This is a genomic window from Corynebacterium sp. AOP36-E1-14 (genome assembly GCF_052377495.1).
Lineage (GTDB): Bacteria > Actinomycetota > Actinomycetes > Mycobacteriales > Mycobacteriaceae > Corynebacterium.
Map to the genome: position 1 here is coordinate 25,981 of NZ_JBQSWV010000027.1, position 19,019 is coordinate 44,999.

Genomic DNA, 19,019 nt, shown 5'->3' on the forward strand with positions numbered 1-19,019 from the left:
CGCCATCAGCTACGCGGCAGCCGCAGCACGTAGCCCACACCGCGCACGGTGTGGATCAGGCGGGGGTCCTTCGTGTCGATCTTGCGGCGCAGGTAGGAGACGTAGGACTCCACCACGTTGCCGTCGCCGCCGAAGTCGTACTCCCACACCGCGTCGAGGATCCGCGACTTCGGCACCACGACCTCGGAGTTCACCAGCAGGTAGCGCAGCAGCTTGAACTCGGTGGGCGACAGGTCGACCACCTTGCCCGCCTTGGTGACCTCGTGCATGTCGTCGTTGAGGGTGATGTCGGCGTAGCTGATCAGCGAGGGGTCGTCCTCCTCGGCGGGCTGCACCCGGCGCAGGATGACCCGCAGGCGGGTGATGACCTCCTCCAGGGCGAAGGGCTTGGTGACGTAGTCGTCGGCACCGATGGTCAGTCCGTGGATGCGGTCGTCCACCCCGTCCTTGGCGGTGAGGAAGAGCACGGGGGCCTCGTGGCCGTCCTCGCGCAACTTGTTGAGCAGGGTGAAGCCGTCCATCCCCGGCATCATGACGTCGAGGATGAAGGCGTCCGGACGGAAGGTCTTGGCGATCTCGCGGGCGGTGGCCCCGTCGGCGGCGGTGCGGACCTCGAAGTCCTGGAACTCCAGCCTCGCCTTGATCAGGTCGGCGATGTTCGCCTCGTCGTCGACGACGAGGACCTTCACCGGCTGGGCACTGTGGGCGCTGTGGGCACCGTGAGCGCTGTGGGCACTGTGGGCGCCACCGCTGGTGTTGCTGGAATTGTTCGACACAGGCACGTTCATATCTCCCTAGTCTGGACCGGCTTCCCGGATTTTTCATGCTCGGCACATCCAGAATACCTGTGACTTCCCTAGCGACTCCCGTAACCGTTCGGTGAACGCGGACGGGCACGCGCCCCAACACACACCCAGGCAAAAGTGGCCCACCTACGTTGCCAGGGGATAGGATAGCGCCCGTGAACATTCGGAGAGAGCCAGCACACCACACCCGCCCCACGGGCACCGCCCGGACCTTCCGTCGTCGCGTGGCCGCCCTGGGCGTCGCCACCGTCGCCGCGATCGGCATCGGCGGCGCGGGCATCGCCCCCGCCGTCGCCGCGCCGAGCGCCGCCAACCTGCCGTCGGTCGGTGACATCGAGCTGCCCGGGCCGGACGAGATCAACGACATGGTCCGCGACGGCGTCCTCGACGCGCACGACGCCGCCCTGCTGCAGGCCGGCAAGGTCCCCGAGCAGTTCCGCGACGCCTACGAGCAGGGCGTGCGTGACCTGGCCGACCTCGTCGCCCCGGGTGCGGTCCAGGACCGTCAGGACGAGCAGGACGCCGCGGACCGCGCCGCCGCTGCCGCCGCCGCCGAGCGCGAGGCCCGCGCCGCCGCCGAGCAGCGTGCCGCCAGCACCGACAACACGCCCTGCCCGGCGTCCGCCCGCGTGTGCGTGGACATCGACGGCAAGCGCACCTGGCTGCAGCGGGACGGCGACACGTCCTACGGGCCGGTCAGCATGTCCCCCGGCAAGGCCGGGCAGGACACCCCGCGCGGCAACTTCACCGTGCAGTACAAGGTGAAGGACGAGATCAGCCGTGAGTTCAACAACGCGCCGATGCCCTACGCCGTGTACTTCACCAACAACGGCCACGCCTTCCACCAGGGCACGCTGGACGCCCTGTCCGCCGGCTGCGTGCGTCTGAACACCCAGGACGCGATCACCTACTTCGACGCCCTGAACCCGGGCGACGAGGTCTTCATCTACTGATGAACGACACCACTGCTCTGCGCTACCGTCCGGCCGTCGAGGCCGACCGGGAGTTCCTGCGGGCCCTCTACATCCTCACCGACCAGTGGGGTGACGAGAGCCAGCCCGTCAGCGACGGCATCGAGGCTGAGATCGAGGCCTACGTCGACGGCTGGACCCCGGAACAGGGCGGGGTGATTCTCGAGACGGACACCGGTCCAGACGCGGGGACGCCGGTGGGCGGCGCGTGGTTGCGCACCTTCACCGCCGACGACCCGGGTGCCGGCTACGTGGCCGACGAGTTCCCCGAGGTCGCCATCGCGGTGCGCCCGGAGTACTCCGGTCACGGTCGCGGTACCGCACTGATGGCCGAGCTGCTGCGCGTCGCGCGTCAGGCCGGCTACCCCGGCGTCTCCCTGGCCGTGGACCTCGGCAACGACCGCGCGCGCCACGTGTACGCCAAGCTCGGCTACGTGGACAGCGAGGTCAACGGTGGTCTCGACCCCAGCGGCCGGTGCCACGTGATGCTGCACCGCTTCTAGTTGGGCGGGGTTTCGCCTTCGAGTCCCGCGTGAGACGCCGCACGGCGTTCTCCGCGCTGATCAGGCACATCGGAACCCCCACCCCGGGTGTCGTGGTGGAGCCGGCGTAGTACAGGTTCCCCACCGCCCGTGACCGGTTCGTGCCGCGCATGAACGCCGACTGCGCCAGCGTGTGCGCCAGACCCAACGCCCAGCCGCGCCAGGAGTTGTAGCGCGTGGCGAAGTCCGCCGGCCCCAACGTCCGGCGCACCACCACCCGCTCGGCGAGGTCCGGGACGCCGGCGCGCTCGGCGACGAGACGCACCGTCGCATCGGCGACCGCCTCCACGGTGGCGGCGTCCATCGTCGGGTCGCAGGCCACCGGGACCAGGATGAACAGGTTCTCGTGGCCCTCCGGCGCCACGTCCGGGTCCGTCGCCGAGGGACGTGAGACGTACACCGAGCGCGAGAAGTCGGGTTTGCCGGTACCAGCCCCGTCGAAGACGGCGGCGAAGTCCGGCGTCCAGTCCTCGCTGAAGATCAGCGTGTGGTGCGCCAGCTCCGGCAGCGCCCCGCGCACCCCGAGCATCACCACCACCGCACCGACCCCCGGGTCCGCCCGCCGCCACCGCGGCTCCGGGTAGGTGCGCAACCCCGGCGGCAGCAGGACGTTCTCGGTGTGGTGCAGGTCGGCGGCGCTGACGACCACGTCGGCGGGGATGAACTCCCCGCCGGCGACCGTGACACCACGCGCCCGCGCCGAGGACACCGCCGCGCCGAGGCGTCCGAGCCCGGGCACCGTACGCAGCGGGTTCGCCCGGTCGGTGTCGGTGACGATCGCCGTCACGTCCACGCCTGTGCGGACCTGCGCGCCGTGTTCCACGGCCAGCCGGTGCAGCGCCCCGACCACGCTGGTGAACCCGCCGACCGGGTACCTCACACCCTGCACCAGGTCGGTGTAGCTCATCAACTGGTACAGCGCCGGGGTCTGTGACGGACGTGAGGACAGGAACACCGCCGGGTACGACAGGATCTGGCGCAGCCTGCGGTCGGCGAAACGTCCGTCCACCAGCGACTCCAGCGTGCCGGTCAGCAACCGTGCCAGACGCCCCGCCCGGCGCAGCACACCCGGTGCGAGGAACGGGGCCGGGGAGGAGAAGTCGGTGTAGAGGAAACGCTCCACGGCGATGCGGTAGGTGTCCCCCGCCTCGTGCAGGTAGTCGCGCACCGTCTCACCGGCACCGGGCTCCAGTGACTCGAAGAGCGCTGCCACGGCGTCCTCCCCCACCGGTACGTCGACCGGGTCCAGGCCCTCCGGAAGCAGGCGGTAGCCGGGGGTGAGGTCGGTGAGGTCGAGCTGCTCGTCGGTGGAGGTGCCCATCAGGTGGAAGAACCGGTCGAAGGCCTCCGGCATGAGGTACCAGCTCGGGCCGGTGTCCCACCGGAACCCCGGCGCCTCGTCGACGCTGAGCGAGCCGGCGCGCCCGCCGACGGTGTCTCCGCGTTCCAGCACGGTGACCTGGTAGCCCTGACGTGCCAGCAGCCCGGCGGTGGCCAGACCTGCGACCCCGGCGCCGACGACGACGGCGCGTTGCGCGCTCACCGACGTGCCCCCGTCACCGAGCCGGCGACCGAGCCGGCGACGGACCCGGCGACGGACCCGGCGAGAGCGCGGGCGGTGAGCGAGGCCTTCACCGGGGCGGGCACGCGCACGCGGGTACCCACGATCTGCTCCGGGGTGGAACGACGCAGGCGTGCGGACAGCTCCGCGTAGAGCGCGGCGGCGGACGCCACCCCGGCGCGGCAGCCCGACGGCAGGGCGGGGATGCGGAGACGCCCCTCGGCGATCCCGGCGTCCACCTCGTCGAGGATGCGGTCGCGCACCGCGACGGTCAGCGGGCCGTCCTGCAGTTCCGGCAGGTACAGCCGCCCGAGGACGTCCCGGTCGTCGGCGAGGTCACGCAGGAAGTTGACCTTCTGGAAGGACGCGCCGAGCGCGGCGGCACCGTCCTCCAGCCAGGCGCGCTGCCGCCCGCTCACCGGCCCGGCGTGGGCGAGGAAGATGTCGAGGCACATCAGGCCGATGACCTCGGCGGAACCGTGGATGTAGCGGGCCAGGCTGTCACGGTCGTGCACCACCTGCTCCAGGTCGCTGCGCATCGAGGAGAAGAAGGCCCGCATGTGCTCGGGGTCGATCCCGCAGCGCCGTGCGGTGCACGCCCAGGCGTGCAGCACCAGGTCGGTGTGGAACCCCCGGCCCGGCGCGGCGAGCACGCGGTCCTCGTAGTCGTCGAGCACGCCGCGCACGTCTGTGCGCTCTGTGCCTTCTGTACCCCCGGCAGCCCCGGCGACGCCGGCGGCCCCGTCCACGATCTCGTCGGCGATGCGCACCACGGCGTAGAGGTTGCGGATGTCGTCGCGCACCCCGGCCGGCAGCAACCGCGTGGCCAGCGAGAAGGACGTGGAGTAGCGTCCGATCACGGTGGCCGAGACGTGCTCGGCCAGGGCCCCGTACGCCCCGGCGGCGGTGCTGCGACTGCGTGTATTCATCGACAGACAGAGTACCCCGCCACACCCGCGTCCCCGGTATGTTCACCTGGGCAATAGTCTGTTGGCATGGCGACCACGACACCCGACGACGGCCACGGCCCCGACACCGCGCACGACACCGCGACCGACACCGCGACCGACACCGCCGCGCTCACCGGGATCTACCGCGGCCCCACCCTCGCCTGGGCGTTCTGGGACTGGGGGTCGGCGGCCTTCAACGCCGTGCTCGTGACCTTCATCTTCTCCGTCTACCTCACCGACTCCGTCGGCGGCTCCATCGAGGGCGGGTTCGGCGACGGCACCAGCCCGGCGACCTGGTACGGCTGGGCGATGGCCGTCGGCGGGGTCACGATCGCCCTGGTCGCCCCGGTGATGGGACGCCGCGCCGACGCCCGCGGCACCCGGCGCCGCTCCGTGACCGTGTGGACGCTTGTCACCGTGGGCCTGATGTTCAGCCTGGTCGGCATCGGCGACGACGCCCCCGGCTACTTCTGGGCCGGCATCGTGATCATGTCCGTGGCCTCCGTGACCTTCGAGTTCGCCGAGGTCAGCTACTTCGCCATGCTCTCGCAGGTCTCCACCCGCGCCAACGTGGGCCGGGTGTCCGGCTTCGGCTGGTCGATGGGCTACTTCGGCGGCATCGTCCTGCTGCTGTTCTGCTACCTCGGCTTCATCGCCGGCGACGGCGACACCCGTGGCCTGTTCAACGTCCCGGTCGAGGACGGCTGGAACGTGCGCGTCGTCGCCGTCATCGCCGCCGTGTGGTTCCTGGCCTCGGCGATCCCGGTGATGTTCAAGGTCCCGGAGAACACCCCCGACCCCACCGCGCAGACCTCCTCGGTGGCGGAGTCCTACCGCGGTCTGTTCCGCGACATCGCCGAACTGTGGCGCACCGACCGCTCGGCCGTGTGGTTCCTCATCGCCTCGGCGGTCTTCCGCGACGGGCTGGCCGGCGTGTTCACCTTCGGCGCCGTGCTCGCGGTGTCGGTCTACGGGCTCAGTCCGGCCGACGTGCTGCTGTTCGGAGTCGGTGCGAACGTGGTCTCCGCGATCGGCGCCCTGGCCTGTGGTTACCTCGACGACAAGGTCGGGCCGAAACCGGTGATCATGGTGTCTCTGATCCTGCTGGTGCTGGACGCCTTCGTGCTGTTCTTCGTGGACGGCCCGGCGATGTTCTGGATCTTCGGGCTGCTGCTGTGCCTGTTCGTCGGCCCCGCGCAGAGTGCGTCGCGCTCCTACCTGGCCCGGATCTGCCCGCCGGGACGCGAAGGCCAGATGTTCGGCCTGTACGCCACCACCGGACGCAGCGTGAGCTGGATGGCCCCGGCCGCCTTCTCCCTGTTCACCGGCATCACCGGCGAGGACCGCTTCGGCATCCTGGGCATCGGTGTGGTGCTGCTCGTCGGCCTGCTGCTGCTCACCAAGGCGAGGGGTGCCGGTACCCCCTCCCGGTAAGGTACGGTAAGCCTCATCTCACCCGAAGGAGGCTTTACCGTGAGCAGAGGTTTCCAGGGGGCCGTGCTGCGTGGGCTCGGCGCCAAGGACCACGTCCTGACCGTGACCGGCACCGAATGGCGCACCAGCACCATGGTGCGGGTCCACTTCCGGTCCGACACGATCCTGTCGCCGGACGGCGAGGCACCGGCCGCGTGGATGCGCGCCTGGTTCCCCGACCCGGACGGCGGGTCGAAGCAGTTCCAGCGCGGCTACACCTTCGCCGCCGCCGACCCGGTCGCCGGCACCCTGGCCGTGGACTTCGTGATCCACCACCCCATGGGCCCGGCGTCCTGGTGGGCGCAGAACTGCACCGCCGGCGACACCCTCGTCGCCACCCGGTTCGGGGAGCAGGACTTCGAACTGCTCGACCCCGCACCGCAGGGGTACCTCCTGCTCGGCGACCTGGCGTCCTACCCGGCGATCACCCAGATCGCCGCCGCCGTGCCCGCCGACATACCCGTGGTGGTCTACCTGGAGAAGCACCATGCCAGCGACGCCGAGGCGCCACTGCCGCAGGGCCCGAACATCACCGCCGCGTGGGTCGACGAACTGCCCGAGGGCCGCGCGCTGGCGCAGGCAATTGACAATGGCGGCGCCGGAGGTGACTGGGACGGCTGGTACGCCTGGGTCACCGGCGAGGTGACCGCCACCCGCCACGCCCGGACCGTCCTGCAGCGCGAACACAACCTGAACAAGGCCACGCTGCACGCCCAGGGCTACTGGGCCGCCGGACGCGCGATGGGCAAGTCGCGGGTCCTGGAGGAGATGGAGGCCGAACGCGCGGAGGCCGAACACACGGAGGAGAGCGGGCAGGCTGAACAGCCTGATCAGTCTGAACCCACACCGTCCGCCGGTGTGCTCGCCCCGGCGCGCACCCCGATGATCATCGCCGGGGTGGTCCAGGCCCTGCTGTCGGTGCTGGGCATCGTTCCGTTCATCCTCTTCGCCGAGCTCTGCCGCCAGTTCCTCGACGGTGCCGGACGCGACCAGATGCTCTCCACCGGGGTCACCGCCCTGGTGGTGATGGGTGTCTCCGCGGTCGGCACCACGCTGCTGATGCTGGCCATGCACTTCTACGACGCCACCTACTCCGCCGCGCTGCGTCGACGACTCATGGACAAGCTCGCCCGCCTGCCGCTGGGGTGGTTCACCCACCGGCAGTCCTCGGAGGTCCGCAAGCTCGTGGCCGACGACGTCGCCGGCATGCACTACATCGTCACCCACGCCGTACCCGACCTCGTCGGCGCGGTGGTCACACCCCTGGCCGCACTGGTCTACCTCTTCACCGTCGACTGGCGGCTGGGTCTGGTGCTGCTGCTGCCGATCGCCGCGTTCATCACGGTGATGGTCAACATCCAGCGCAAGGAGCGCGACCGGGTGGTGATCGCCCAGCGCAACATCTCCACGGTCACCGGCCAGGCGCAGAGCTTCATCGCCCAGCGGGAGGTCTCCCAGGTCTTCGGGGACAGCAGCGTGGTCGACCTGCCCGGCACCCTGCGCGGCGTCGGCGCCTTCGTCGACAAACTCCAGAAGGACACCGGTGCGGCCAAGATCATGGCGGTGATGATCAACCGTCCCACCACCGTGCTCGGCCTGCTGGTCGTGGCCACCTGGCTGCTGATGCTGCCCGGCTGGGTCAGCGTGGCCGACGCCATCCCGTTCCTGGTGCTCGGCCCGTCCTTCGGCGCCCAGCTCGTGGCGATCACCGGCGGCATCGGCGGTCTGCTGGTCTCCCTCGACGGCCGCGCCGGCCTCGACCTGGCGCTGACCACCCCGGAACTGCCCGGCCCGGCCGACCGCCGCGCACCGGCCGGCCACGTGGTCCTCGACCGCGTCCGGTTCGGCTACACCCCTGACCGCGACGTGCTCACGGACTTCTCCCTCGCGCTGGACCCCGGCACGGTCACCGCCGTCGTCGGGCCGTCCGGCGCCGGAAAGTCCACGGTCGGCGCGCTGCTCGCCCGCCTGTGGGACCCGTTGGACGGCTCGGTCAGCATCGACGGCACCGACATACGCGACCTGACGCAGGACGAGCTCTACGCCAAGGTCACCATCCTGCTGCAGGACGTGCAGCTGATCCACACCAGCATCCGCGACAACATCGCCCTCACCGCCCCGGACGCCACCGACGAGCAGGTCGTCGCCGCCGCCCGTGCGGCGAACATCCACGACACGGTCACCGCCCTGCCCGACGGCTACGACACCGTGGTCGACTCCGACCGGCTCTCCGGCGGCGAACGCCAGCGCATCGGCATCGCCCGCGCCCTGCTCGCCGACACCCCCGTCATCGTGCTCGACGAGGCCACCGCCTCGGCCGACCCGGACAGCGAGTGGGCCATCCTCACCGCGCTCGACCGCCTGCTCGCCGGGAAGACGGTGCTGATGATCGCCCACCGGCTGCACACCGTCGCCGACGCCGACCGGATCGTGGTCATGGACCACGGGCGTGTGGTCGAGGCAGGACGCCACGAACAGCTCATCGCCGACGGCGGCGCCTACGCCGGACTGTGGGACGCCCACGAGAACGCCGGCCTGACCGGCAACATGACCGGGGAGGAGTCCCACTGATGCTCACCAAGATCCGCACCATCAGCGGCGGCGGCCGTGACCTCCGCCTGTTCATCCTGTTCACGGTCGCCTCCTCGGTCATCCAGGCCGGAGCGGTGATCGTGCTCTACCCCCTGCTCGACGACCTCTTCGGCGGCGCCCCGGCCGACGCCTGGCCGTGGGTGCTGCTCATGGTCGCGCTCATCGCCGGCGCGTGGGGGATCGACATCCTCGCCGCCCACAAGGGACTGGCCGTGGGCCTGTCGTTGATGCACTCGATCCAACGGCATGCCCCCGGCGCGGTGCTGTCCTGGCCGACGCCGGTGATCACCACCGCGAAGGCGGCCCGGCTGCGCAGCCTGCTGGCCACCGGGGCGAACGAGGTCACGTCCGCGCCGGTGCTGCTGGTCGGCCCGCTGGTCACCGCGGTGGTCTTCACCTTCGCCCTCGGCGTGGGCCTGGCGTTCTTCACCGTCCCGGCGGCCCTGGTCACCGTGGCCGGGGGCGTGCTGATGATGCTCGCGCTGCTGGCGTCCAGCCGCATGGTCACCCGCGCCGACGAGGAGTTCACCGCCGCGAACGAGAACCTCGACGACCGGCTCACCGACTACGCCCGTGCCCAGCCGTCGCTACGCACCGCACGGCAGGTCTCCGCCGGTGCCCGCCTGGTGGACGACGCCCTGGTCGACGCGCGCGGCCGGAGCCTGCGCCTGCTGTTCTGGCAGGTCCCCGGCGAGATCCTGTTCAGCCTGGTGCTGCAGGCCGTGCTCATCGGCTACGGGCTCACCGTGTGGCTGGCCTTCGACGCCGGCACGTTGGGTGCCGTGTCCGCCGCCGTGACCGTGATCGTGATGCTGCGTGTCGTCGAGCAGGTCACCGGGGTGTCGCGGCTGGCAGTCGGCCTGCGCTCCCTGGACCGCACCCTCACCGAGGCCGTCGAGGTCGTCACCGCCCCGGACGTGGTGCCGGCACACCCCGCCCCGGTCGCGCCGCACATCGGGGTGGCGGACGTCGACGTCCGCTTCCCCGACGGCACCACTGGGTTGTCCGGGGCGTCTCTGGAGCTCACCCCGGGCACGGTCACCGTGGTCGTCGGACGCTCCGGCTCGGGCAAGACCACCCTGCTGCGCACCCTCGCCGGGCTGGTGGAGCCGGCCGCGGGCACCGTCACCCTCGACGGGCGGGATGCCGACGCCTCCGTCCTGCGCGGCAACGCCTCCGTCGTCTTCCAGCAGACCGCGCTGGGTGCGGGCACGGTGAGGGACAACCTGCTGGCGGTGAACCCGGACCTCGGCGACGCCGCACTGGACCGGGTGGCCGACGCCGCCGGGTTGCGCGGCGTGCTGCAGGAGATCCCCACCGGGTGGGACACCCCCGTCGGCGAGCTGGGCAACCGGCTCTCCGGCGGTGAACGCCAGCGCGTCGGCATCGCCCGCGCACTGGCGAAACCCTCCCACGTCCTGCTCGTCGACGAGGCGACCTCGGCGCTGGACGCGCACAACGAGGCCGCGGTGGTCTCGTCGATCCGCACGGTACGTCCGGACTACACCACCGTGGTCGTCACCCACCGCCCGGCGACGCTCGCCGTCGCCGACCGGGTGGTGGTCCTCGACGACGGGCGCATCGTGGAGCAGGGGACCCCGTCCGAACTCGCCGCCGCCGACGGCGCGTACGCCCGGCTCGTGGCCGAGTGGGACGCCTCGGCGTCCTGGCGGGTGCGGGGCTAAGAAAAAGGCGGCCAGGAAAAGGCGGCTAGAGGATGATCTGCATCAGCGTCATGTCGAGCCACCGGTCGAACTTGGTGCCGACCTGACGCACGGTGCCGCACTCCTGGAAGCCGATCTTGGCGTGCAGTTTCAGCGAGGCGGTGTTGCCGCCCTCGATCGCGGCCACCATCACGTGCTTGCCGGCCTCCCGGGCGTCGGCCACCAGCGCCTGCAGCAGGGCGGTGCCCACTCCTCCGGCACGGCGCGTGCCGTCGACGTAGATGGAGTTCTCCACGGTGTGGCGGAATCCGTCGTAGTGGCGGAACTCCCCGTAGGTCGCGTAGCCCAGCACCTCGCCGTCCTGTTCGGCGACGATGGCCCGGGTGCCGGGCTGCTGGTAGCTGCGCAACCAGGCCAGGCGGTTGTCCTCGTCGACGACCTCGTCGTTCCACACCGCGACGGTGGTGCGCACGGCGTCGTTGTAGATGGCGGTGATCGTGGGGATGTCCGACTCGACGGCCGGGCGGATCTTGATCCGGGTGTTGGGCTCAGTCACGCCGACGAGACTACTTGGTCTTCTTCGGCGCGGCGATCAGGGCGCCGGCGATGGCGGCGATGAAGAGGTCCTTCGACAGGCCGGTGCCGGCCTCGGACGGGCGGATGCCGTCCTTCTGGGTCATCTGGTCGTTGCGGAAGTAGATCGACAGGAAGCCGGCGTTGATCGCGCCGAGGGCCAGACCGGCCACGCGGTTGGAGACCACGGGGGTCAGCAGGGACGCCGCGACGCCGATCTCGGACCAGGAGACGACCTTGCCGAAGACGCCCGGCTCGAGGCTGGAGACCTGCGGGACGCCGGTGGCGGCGAACTGCTGCAGACCGCTGGCGGCTTCGGCGGGCATGCCGAGCTTGCCGATGCCGGACTGCAGGAAGTACGCGCCGCTGACGCCGCGCAGGATGGTGGTGGAGAGGCTCATGGGGTAGGTCCTTACTTCTTCTTGGTGTGCGCGCAGGTCAACCATGTAGTTGATCTGACAACTTCTTCGACGACGACTCTACTCCGCCACCGTCGCGCCCGCACCGCAGCGCCCCCTACCCCCGGAAAGGTGATCTACGACATCTTTCCGTGGGTTTTCGCGGATTCACCCCTGAGTCGGACCCCAGAACAGGCTATCTTCGGAGCAAGCAGCGGCTCAGACGCCCTGCCCAACCACCTTGACCCTTGACCATCACGGAGGAACCCATGTCGTTCATCGTCCAGATCCAGGAAATCGTGTCGGGCCCGATCCGCGACCTCTACGTGGAGTTCACCGCCGGACTGCCGGTCATCAACATCCCGCCGTTGGGTTCCTCGTTCGGGGACATCTCCGTGGACCTGGGGTCCTCGGGCCTGGGTTCCACCTTCGGGGATGCGAACCTGGGGTCCACGGACTTCGGTTCGAGTGACTTCGGGTCCAGCTTCGGCTCCAGCAACGGTGACCAGAACCTGGGGTCCTCGGGCCTGCAGCTCCCGAACCTGCCGACCCTCGGTTCCTGACCGCTCAGGTGTAGTCGCTGACGTTCCCGGAGCCCCCGAAGATCCAGGAGACCAGGATCGCCCCGGGGTCCACGACCCCCTGGGAGGCTTCGCCGACGTAGCTGGCGCGGCCCTTCTTCGCGACCATCTCCCGGGTGCTCTCCGCGCCCTCGGCCGCTGCCGTGTGGCACGTCTCCAGCACGGCGGCGAAGTCGGAGGAACCGTCCTTCCCAGACGCCGCCGACGCCGCCGCCTCTGCGGCGGGGACCAGCGCGTCGATCAACGTGTTGTCGCCCTGCCGTGCCCCGCCGAGGTCGGTGATGGCCCGGTGGGCGGCGTCCAGCCCGGCGGCCAGTCCGGCGACCGGGTCGTCGGCGTCCTCCATCGCCTGGCCGAGCTCGCGGAACAGGGTGCCCAGCACGGCGCCGGACGTGCCGCCGGCACGGATGAGCAGGCGGTGGCCCAGCGCCTCGAGCACCCGGGCGTCCGGGCCGAGGAGCGGCAGGTCGATCCCGCCGAAGGCGGCGTCCATGTTCTGTCCGAAGTCGCCGTCGCCGGCCAGCCGGTCGAGCTCGGTGAGGTCGTCGACCGATCCCTGTACACGGGCGACGAAGTCGCTGAGCCAGCGGTTCTCCTCCCCGGACTCCGGCAGGTCGTCGTCGAAACTGGTCACGGCGGGACGGTAGGTCGCCGGTGCGTCCTGCCCGCCGAGCACCCGCGGCCAGCCCGGCGCGTCCGTGGCGGCGTCGAGCAGCTCCACGAGCTGGTCGGTGGCGTCACCGACCGAGGTCAGCGTGAGCGACACCCCGGCCATGTTCACCGAGGTCACGTAGGTGCCGACCATGGCCCGGCGCACCACGACGCCCTTGTCGGCGAGCTGACGCAGCACCTCACCGAAGACCAGGTTCAGCTCCAGCGGGGCGGTCCCTCCCAGCCCGTTGACCAGGCACACGACCTCGGAGCCGTCCTCCAGCGAGAGCGAGCCGCCGATGCCGTCGATCAGCCGGGCGACGACTTCGTCAGCGGTCTCCACGTCCACGCGGTCCACGCCACGTTCGCCGTGGATGCCGACGCCGACCTCCATCTTCCCCTCGGGCAGGTCGAAGGTGTCACGCCCGCTGGTCGGCAGGTGCCCGGGTGCGAGCGCCACGGCCATGCTGCGGGAGCTGTCCGCCACCCACTGGCCGATGTCGGCGACACGGTCGAGGTCGTCGCCGCGCTGCGCGGCGGCACCGACGGCCTTCTCCACGATGATCGTCGCGCCGGTGCCGCGGCGTCCCGGGCCGTCCGACGAGTCGGACGCACCGGACGCGAGATCGGTGGCGACGTCGTCGTCGACGAGGACGACGCGGGTGTCGACGTCGTCCAGCGCCTGGCGGGCGACGGTGAAGTTCATGACGTCGCCGGTGTAGTTCTTCACCACGTGCACCACGCCCGCACCCTGGTCGGCCCACCGGGTGGCCTCGGCGATCTGCACGGCGTTCGGGGAGGTGAACAGCAGCCCCGGGCACACCGCGGCGAGCATGCCGGAGCCGAGGAAACCGGCGTGCATGGGCTCGTGGCCGGAGCCGCCACCGGAGACCACGGCCACGGCCGGCTCGGCGGAGTCGGTGACCACCGCCGACGAACGGGCGACGAAACCGCTGTCGTGCCACTCGGCGTCCGGGTGGGAGGCGATGAAACCGCCGAGGGCCTCGGGGAGGAAGTCCGCGGGGTCGTTGCGGAAGGAGCGGAGGGGAACCTGCTGCGGGTGAGAGTCGGACATGCACGCCACTGTAGCCAAAGGTCACGGCCGCCACACGCGACCGGAAGCGGGCCTAGGGTGGTGGCGAAAACCGAACCCCTCACAGGAGGAACGTCCCCATGACAGACAAACTGTTCACCAGCCCGTCGCGCTACGTCCAGGGCATCGACCTGATCGACCGGGCCGCCGGCTACCTGCGGCCCCTGGGCACCTCCCCGCTGATCATCGCCGACGAGGTCGTCTGGGGCATCGCCGGGGAGAAGCTGCAGGAGTCCCTCTCCGGGGACGGGCTGGACGCCGCCCACGAGATCTTCGGCGGCGAGGCCTCCCTCAAGGAGATCGACCGGATCACCGACAAGGCCCGCTCCGGGGGCAACGACGTGATCATCGGGCTTGGCGGCGGCAAGACCATCGACACCGCCCGCGCGGTCGCCGACCACGCCTCCCTGCCGGTCGCGGTGTTCCCCACCGCCGTGTCCGCCGACGCCCCGACCGCCCGGGTGTCGGTGATCTACACCGAGGACGGTGTCTTCGACTCCTACCTCTTCTACGACCGCAACCCCGACCTCATCGCCGTCGACACCCGGGTCATCGCCAACGCCCCGGTGCGCACCCTGCGCTCCGGCATCGGCGACGCCCTGGCCACCTCCATCGAGGCCCGCGCGGTGGACCGGGCGAACTCCCGGCGCATGGACGACACCGCCCGGCCCACCCTGGCCGGCCTGGCCCTGGCGGAGAAGTGCGAGGAGACCCTCTTCGACTACGCCCACCAGGCGCTGCGCGACAACGAGGCGCACGTGGTCAGCCGCGCGCTGGAGAACATCTGCGAGGCCAACACCCTGCTCTCCGGGCTGGGGTTCGAGAACGGCGGCCTCGCCGCGGTCCACGCCATCCACAACGGTTTCACCGCGTTGGACGGCGACATCCACCACATGACCCACGGTGAGAAGGTCGCCTTCGGCATCGGCGTGCAGCTGATGCTGGAGGGTGCCCCCGAGCCGGACGCCGACCGCTACATCGGTTTCCTGCAGTCCGTGGGTCTGCCGACCACCCTGGAGGAGATCCACCTCGGCGACGCCGACGACGCCGACCTGCTGCGCATCGCCGAGCTGGCCTGCTCCGACGGCGAGACGCTCAAGCAGATGCCCGGCGAGTACTCCCCCACCGACGTCGTCCAGGCGATCAGGGCCGCCGACCTCTACGCCCGCGACCTTAAGGAGCGCACCTCCCGCTCCTGACCGTCGGTGGCAGGGATTGGTTCCGGGGCCGGGTCGGTGGCTGGTTCTGCACTTCGGCGCAGTGCGACCGGCTCCCACCTCGTCGCGCACCGCCACAACCACTCCACCGGGCCGTAACGGAAGTACCGCAGCCACAGGGCGCTGGCCAGGACCTGGACCACGAGGATCGCGACGGTGGCCACCGGCAGCAGCCACAGGTTGGTCAGCTCCACGTCCGGCGCCACGTGCAGCAGCACCTGCGCCAGGGCGGACGCACCGAGGTAGTTCGTCAGCGCGGTGCGTCCCAGCACGGCGAAGGGGGCGGTGAGCGCGGCACGCAGTGAAGGGGCAGTGAGCGCGCGCCAGACCAGCGACAGCCCGGTGACGATGGCGACGGCGGTGAACAACCCACCGAAACCCGCCACCCGGTCGAGGACGTCCGGATCCGGCAGCGTCGCGGCGTCCAGCATGCCCTTCTGCACGACACTGAGCGCGACGCCCGCGGCGGCGGCGAGCACGAACACGACCGCGGCGAGCGTCCGGTCGCGGCGTCGCGTCGACTCCAGCCACCCCGGCAGCCCGTACTGGGCGGCACCGAAACCGGCGACCATCAACGTGGCCGCGATCAGCGGACTGTTGCCCCACATCCAGTAGGCCACCAGCGTGCCGACCACCCCGGCGGCGAGCACCGGGCCGCGGGGCAGGAACATCGCCGGCACCACCAGCACCAGTGCGATGATCGCGTACATGGTGAGGATGTCGCCGCTGTACAGCAGGAACAGGTTCAGCAGCCCGAGGGGCAGCAGCGTGACGAAGCGCCGCACCATCAGCCAGCGTGCCGAACGTACGGTGGTGCGCCGCGCCGAGGAGCTGTACAGCAGCCAGGCGCTGACGCCGAAGAGGAAGGCGAAGATCGGCACGAACCGTCCCTGGATCGCCACGTCGTAGAAGCGCAGGACGGGGTGGTGCAGGTCGGCGTGCTCCGTCCAGCGGTAGAGCAGGTCACGCAGGTTGACGAAGAGGATGCCGCACAGCGCCACGCCGCGCAGCACGTCCAGGAAGGCGTAGCGGGTGGGTGCGTTCGGGGTGGTCACCGGGGGTTTCTCCTGAAGGGGTGATGATTGCTGACCCTATGGAGACTATGCCGGACGCCGCGGTGACCACATCGGCCCCGGGTCTGATCATCGGTGCACGGCCGCGCGGGCGACTCAGCCCGCGGTATGACGGCCGCGATACCCTGGCGGCCATGGATTCACGCGGTCGTACCCGTGCCCGTTCCCTCGTGGCCGCCGTCGCCGTCCCCGCGGCCGCGGCCGTGCTCCTGGCGGGCTGCTCACAGCAGGACGACCCGGCGACCGTGACCGAGACGGCGGTGCACACCGCGACGTCGACGGTGACCGGGTCGCCGACGGAGACGCCGACCGAGACCGAGACCGAGACCACCTCGTCGAGCTCCGCCGCACCGGACTGTGAGGAGGACTCGGGCAAGTCGGGTGACAACCCTCTCACCGGCGACGACCCGCTGCCGGTGCGTTTCGCCGGCGAGGACTCTGACGGCTCAGGCGACTCAGACGTGTTCTTCCACTACACCGTCTCCGAGGACGAGATGGACCCGTGCCTGCCGCTGTCCTGGGTAGTGCTCAATGGCGGCAACGGAACGCAGGACAACCCGAACGGTACGGCCGGCAGCAGCAACCAGACCGTCGCCCTGTTCGCCGACGGTGAGCTGGTGACCGAGCCCGCACCGATCCTGGCGAGGTATATCGAGTCGGTGGACCGCATCGACGACAGCACCGTGCAGGTCAATTACGAGTTCCTGGGCGACCAGCCTGCCGCCGCCAACGAGACGGTGTCCGCCTCCGCGACGTTCCACTGGGACGGCTCCGAGGTGCAGGTCAGCGACAACTCCATCCCCACCGAGCTCAACGACACCGCGGCAACCCTGGACCTGTCCTCGCTGGGGTAGGTCGCTGTAGAGTTCGCCGCAATGTCCCCCACCCCCACCGACCGGCGCGCCCGCCGGGCCGTCGCCGCGCTCTTCCTGACCAACGGCGCGGTGTTCGCCAACCTCATCCCCCGGTACCCGGAGATCAAGGCCGACCTGGGGATGAGCAACGCCGTCTACGGTCTCGCCGTCATCGCCTTCCCCGTCGGCGCGATCCTCGCCGGGCTGGCCGCGGCCCCGCTGATCCGACGGTTCGGGTCCGCCCGCGTCGCGGTCGCCGGCACGATCGGCACCGCCCTGGGCGTGCTCGGCGCCGGGGCGTCCCCCACGCTCTGGATGTTCGTGACCGGGCTGCTCGTCGGCGGGGCGATGGACGCCATCACCGACGTCGCCCAGAACGACCACGGCCTGCAGGTCCAGCGCCGCTACGGCCGCACGATCATCAACTCGTTCCACGCGGTCTGGTCGCTCGGGGCGGTACTCGGCGGGGCGATGGCGGCGGCCGCCATCGCCGTGGACCTGCCCCGTCAGATCCATCTCGGCCTGTCCGCCGTGGTCTTCTCCCTGGTGGCGGTCGTCGCGCTGCGCTTCTGTCTTCCTGCTACCGAATCCGGCCCGGACGCTGCTCCGGACACTGCTTCCCCTGACGCCACCCACGAGTCCGTGGGGCCGGACGCTGCGCGCCGTGGTCCGCTGACCGGCCACCTTGTCGTGATGCTGGGCGCGCTGGTCATCATCGCCATCGCCGGTTCACTCGTCGAGGACGCTGGCATGTCCTGGGCGTCGCTGTACATCACCTCCCTCGGCGCGCCCGGTTCGGTCGCCGCGGCGGGATTCGTGGCGTTGGTCGCCGCACAGTTCGTGGGACGCATCCTCGGCGACGGCATGGTCGACCGTCTAGGGCATCGCACCGTGGCGCGTCTCGGCGGCGCGGTGGCGGCGGTGGGAATGGGACTCGCACTGGCGTTCCCCACGGTCCCGGGCACGATCCTGGGCTTCGCTGCCGCCGGTTTCGGCGTAGCCACGTTGATCCCGGCGGCGATGCAGACCGCCGACGAGCTGCCCGGACTGCGTCCCGGCACCGGGCTCACCGTCGTGTCCTGGCTGATGAGGCTCGGTTTCGTGGCCTCGCCTCCGCTCGTCGGTGTGGTGGCGGACGCCGCGGGCCTGCGCGTGGGTCTCCTGGTGATCCCCCTTGCCGGGGTCACCGTCATCGCCCTGTCCGGGGTACTGCGCCGACGGCAGACGCCTCGGAGCGAGTGACCCCACGCGTCGGGTAGGCGTCCGCCCTCCCAGTACCCCGCTGAGTTGTTGGTCTTCCCACGCCAGACCAACATTTGCACGGGGTTAAGAGAAAGAGGCGAGAGCCAGGCCCAATGCTCCACCTCTCGTTCACCAAGCTATCAATAGTGCAAGGCCGACAAACCCCACCATGAACACCATCCAGATACTCGCTAGCGTGAGCCACACCCAGCGCCCCCACATACGCGGAGAAGCGAACAGAGCAGCCAGGAAAGCGAAGGCTCCCAGCGACAGTGGTAACCCCCACACTGCCGCCACCAGGGAAATCCCGCCGACCAGGGGGGCGATGACCCACAGTGGGTTACGTGGACGCCAGTCATTGTGAGGTGACTCCATGTACGCGAACACCGCACCCAGGACGAGTCCTACTGCCGCTCCGGAAAGTGTTCCGGTAAGACCGTATTGAAGCCCAATCACCCAGCCGCTGACCGCGACAAACAGGATGATTCCGACAACGCCTCTCACGGAAAAATTCATGGACCGGAGCGTACCTGGAGTTCCTGTGTACTTCGGACGCGGGAAGCCGCCTCTTCAGCCACAGTATGACCGGGGGATGTCGCCAGGACGACTACCCTCCCCTGCCCACCGTCACCCCCGTGCCCCTCGCTGTTGGTGGTGGTTCCCCGCGGACCACCAGTTGCACGGGGCCGGGGGAAGAAGTGGACCCGGCCTCCGTCGCACAGCGTCCCGGCAACCTCCCCGCCCGACCTCCTGATGCGACCGTTCGCCCCAACGCCCA

At 70.4% G+C, this 19,019-nt stretch carries 17 protein-coding genes; 9 read left to right on the forward strand and 8 right to left on the reverse strand.

What is annotated here, in order from left to right; all coding sequences use genetic code 11:
- Positions 1 to 5: 5 nt before the first annotated feature.
- Positions 6 to 689, reverse strand: a complete 684-nt coding sequence (locus ACT3TD_RS11840) for a response regulator transcription factor (protein ID WP_441578913.1) — start codon at positions 687 to 689, stop codon at positions 6 to 8.
- A gap of 272 nt (positions 690 to 961) precedes the next feature.
- Here ACT3TD_RS11840 and ACT3TD_RS11845 point away from each other — a divergent pair, with 272 nt between their 5' ends.
- A complete protein-coding gene (locus ACT3TD_RS11845; protein ID WP_441578905.1) occupies positions 962 to 1,759 on the forward strand; it encodes a L,D-transpeptidase in 798 nt (265 codons plus the stop codon).
- The gene (locus ACT3TD_RS11850) at positions 1,759 to 2,280 is read left to right on the forward strand and encodes a GNAT family N-acetyltransferase (protein ID WP_301442124.1); all 522 of its coding nucleotides are present in this window, start codon (positions 1,759 to 1,761) and stop codon (positions 2,278 to 2,280) included. The genes ACT3TD_RS11845 and ACT3TD_RS11850 overlap by 1 nt, the downstream gene beginning before the upstream one ends.
- Here ACT3TD_RS11850 and crtI read toward each other — a convergent pair.
- Positions 2,225 to 3,862 carry a phytoene desaturase family protein gene (gene crtI, locus ACT3TD_RS11855; RefSeq protein ID WP_441578904.1) on the reverse strand — a complete coding sequence of 546 codons (1,638 nt, stop codon included), beginning with the start codon at positions 3,860 to 3,862 and terminating at the stop codon, positions 2,225 to 2,227. The two genes, ACT3TD_RS11850 and crtI, sit on opposite strands and share 56 nt — an antisense overlap.
- Positions 3,859 to 4,809, reverse strand: a complete 951-nt coding sequence (locus ACT3TD_RS11860; protein WP_441578903.1) for a phytoene/squalene synthase family protein — start codon at positions 4,807 to 4,809, stop codon at positions 3,859 to 3,861. Before ACT3TD_RS11860 ends, crtI begins: the two co-directional genes overlap by 4 nt.
- A 66-nt stretch (positions 4,810 to 4,875) precedes the next feature.
- Here ACT3TD_RS11860 and ACT3TD_RS11865 point away from each other — a divergent pair, with 66 nt between their 5' ends.
- From ACT3TD_RS11865 to ACT3TD_RS11875, 3 genes are read left to right on the forward strand one after another with little or no spacing between them, the layout of a single operon-like run.
- Positions 4,876 to 6,264 carry an MFS transporter gene (locus ACT3TD_RS11865; protein ID WP_301442822.1) on the forward strand — a complete coding sequence of 463 codons (1,389 nt, stop codon included), beginning with the start codon at positions 4,876 to 4,878 and terminating at the stop codon, positions 6,262 to 6,264.
- Positions 6,265 to 6,303: 39 nt separating this feature from the next.
- Positions 6,304 to 8,874, forward strand: coding sequence for an ABC transporter ATP-binding protein/permease (locus tag ACT3TD_RS11870; protein ID WP_301442821.1), 2,571 nt, complete (start codon positions 6,304 to 6,306; stop codon positions 8,872 to 8,874).
- Positions 8,874 to 10,580 (forward strand): ABC transporter ATP-binding protein, encoded by a 1,707-nt coding sequence (locus ACT3TD_RS11875; RefSeq protein ID WP_301442820.1) that lies wholly within the window; start codon positions 8,874 to 8,876, stop codon positions 10,578 to 10,580. Before ACT3TD_RS11870 ends, ACT3TD_RS11875 begins: the two co-directional genes overlap by 1 nt.
- Before the next feature lie 25 nt (positions 10,581 to 10,605).
- Here ACT3TD_RS11875 and ACT3TD_RS11880 read toward each other — a convergent pair whose 3' ends face one another.
- Together ACT3TD_RS11880 and ACT3TD_RS11885 are read right to left on the reverse strand one after the other, a co-directional pair.
- Complete coding sequence (locus ACT3TD_RS11880; RefSeq protein WP_301442819.1) at positions 10,606 to 11,115, reverse strand: GNAT family N-acetyltransferase; 510 nt, start codon at positions 11,113 to 11,115, stop codon at positions 10,606 to 10,608.
- A 10-nt stretch (positions 11,116 to 11,125) separates the two neighbouring features.
- The gene (locus ACT3TD_RS11885; protein ID WP_301442818.1) at positions 11,126 to 11,533 is read right to left on the reverse strand and encodes a hypothetical protein; all 408 of its coding nucleotides are present in this window, start codon (positions 11,531 to 11,533) and stop codon (positions 11,126 to 11,128) included.
- A 266-nt stretch (positions 11,534 to 11,799) separates the two neighbouring features.
- Here ACT3TD_RS11885 and ACT3TD_RS11890 point away from each other — a divergent pair, with 266 nt between their 5' ends.
- The gene (locus tag ACT3TD_RS11890) at positions 11,800 to 12,093 is read left to right on the forward strand and encodes a hypothetical protein (protein ID WP_301442817.1); all 294 of its coding nucleotides are present in this window, start codon (positions 11,800 to 11,802) and stop codon (positions 12,091 to 12,093) included.
- 4 nt (positions 12,094 to 12,097) lie between these two features.
- Here ACT3TD_RS11890 and ACT3TD_RS11895 read toward each other — a convergent pair whose 3' ends face one another.
- Positions 12,098 to 13,837 (reverse strand): dihydroxyacetone kinase family protein, encoded by a 1,740-nt coding sequence (locus ACT3TD_RS11895; RefSeq protein ID WP_444637996.1) that lies wholly within the window; start codon positions 13,835 to 13,837, stop codon positions 12,098 to 12,100.
- Positions 13,838 to 13,935: 98 nt separating this feature from the next.
- Between ACT3TD_RS11895 and ACT3TD_RS11900 the strand changes: the two genes are divergently transcribed.
- On the forward strand, positions 13,936 to 15,054 hold the full coding sequence (locus tag ACT3TD_RS11900; protein ID WP_301442815.1) for a glycerol dehydrogenase: 1,119 nt from the start codon (positions 13,936 to 13,938) through the stop codon (positions 15,052 to 15,054).
- Here ACT3TD_RS11900 and ACT3TD_RS11905 read toward each other — a convergent pair.
- Positions 15,015 to 16,127: a DUF418 domain-containing protein gene (locus ACT3TD_RS11905; protein WP_301442814.1), complete on the reverse strand. Its 1,113-nt coding sequence runs from the start codon at positions 16,125 to 16,127 to the stop codon at positions 15,015 to 15,017. The two genes, ACT3TD_RS11900 and ACT3TD_RS11905, sit on opposite strands and share 40 nt — an antisense overlap.
- Before the next feature lie 152 nt (positions 16,128 to 16,279).
- On the opposite strand from ACT3TD_RS11905, the gene ACT3TD_RS11910 reads away from it, so the two are divergent.
- Together ACT3TD_RS11910 and ACT3TD_RS11915 are read left to right on the forward strand one after the other, a co-directional pair.
- Positions 16,280 to 16,999 (forward strand): LppP/LprE family lipoprotein, encoded by a 720-nt coding sequence (locus ACT3TD_RS11910; RefSeq protein ID WP_301444257.1) that lies wholly within the window; start codon positions 16,280 to 16,282, stop codon positions 16,997 to 16,999.
- A 21-nt stretch (positions 17,000 to 17,020) separates the two neighbouring features.
- Positions 17,021 to 18,241: an MFS transporter gene (locus ACT3TD_RS11915; protein ID WP_301444256.1), complete on the forward strand. Its 1,221-nt coding sequence runs from the start codon at positions 17,021 to 17,023 to the stop codon at positions 18,239 to 18,241.
- A gap of 129 nt (positions 18,242 to 18,370) precedes the next feature.
- On the opposite strand, the gene ACT3TD_RS11920 is transcribed toward ACT3TD_RS11915, so the two are convergent.
- The gene (locus tag ACT3TD_RS11920) at positions 18,371 to 18,757 is read right to left on the reverse strand and encodes a hypothetical protein (protein WP_441578901.1); all 387 of its coding nucleotides are present in this window, start codon (positions 18,755 to 18,757) and stop codon (positions 18,371 to 18,373) included.
- Between the last annotated feature and the right edge of the window lie 262 nt (positions 18,758 to 19,019).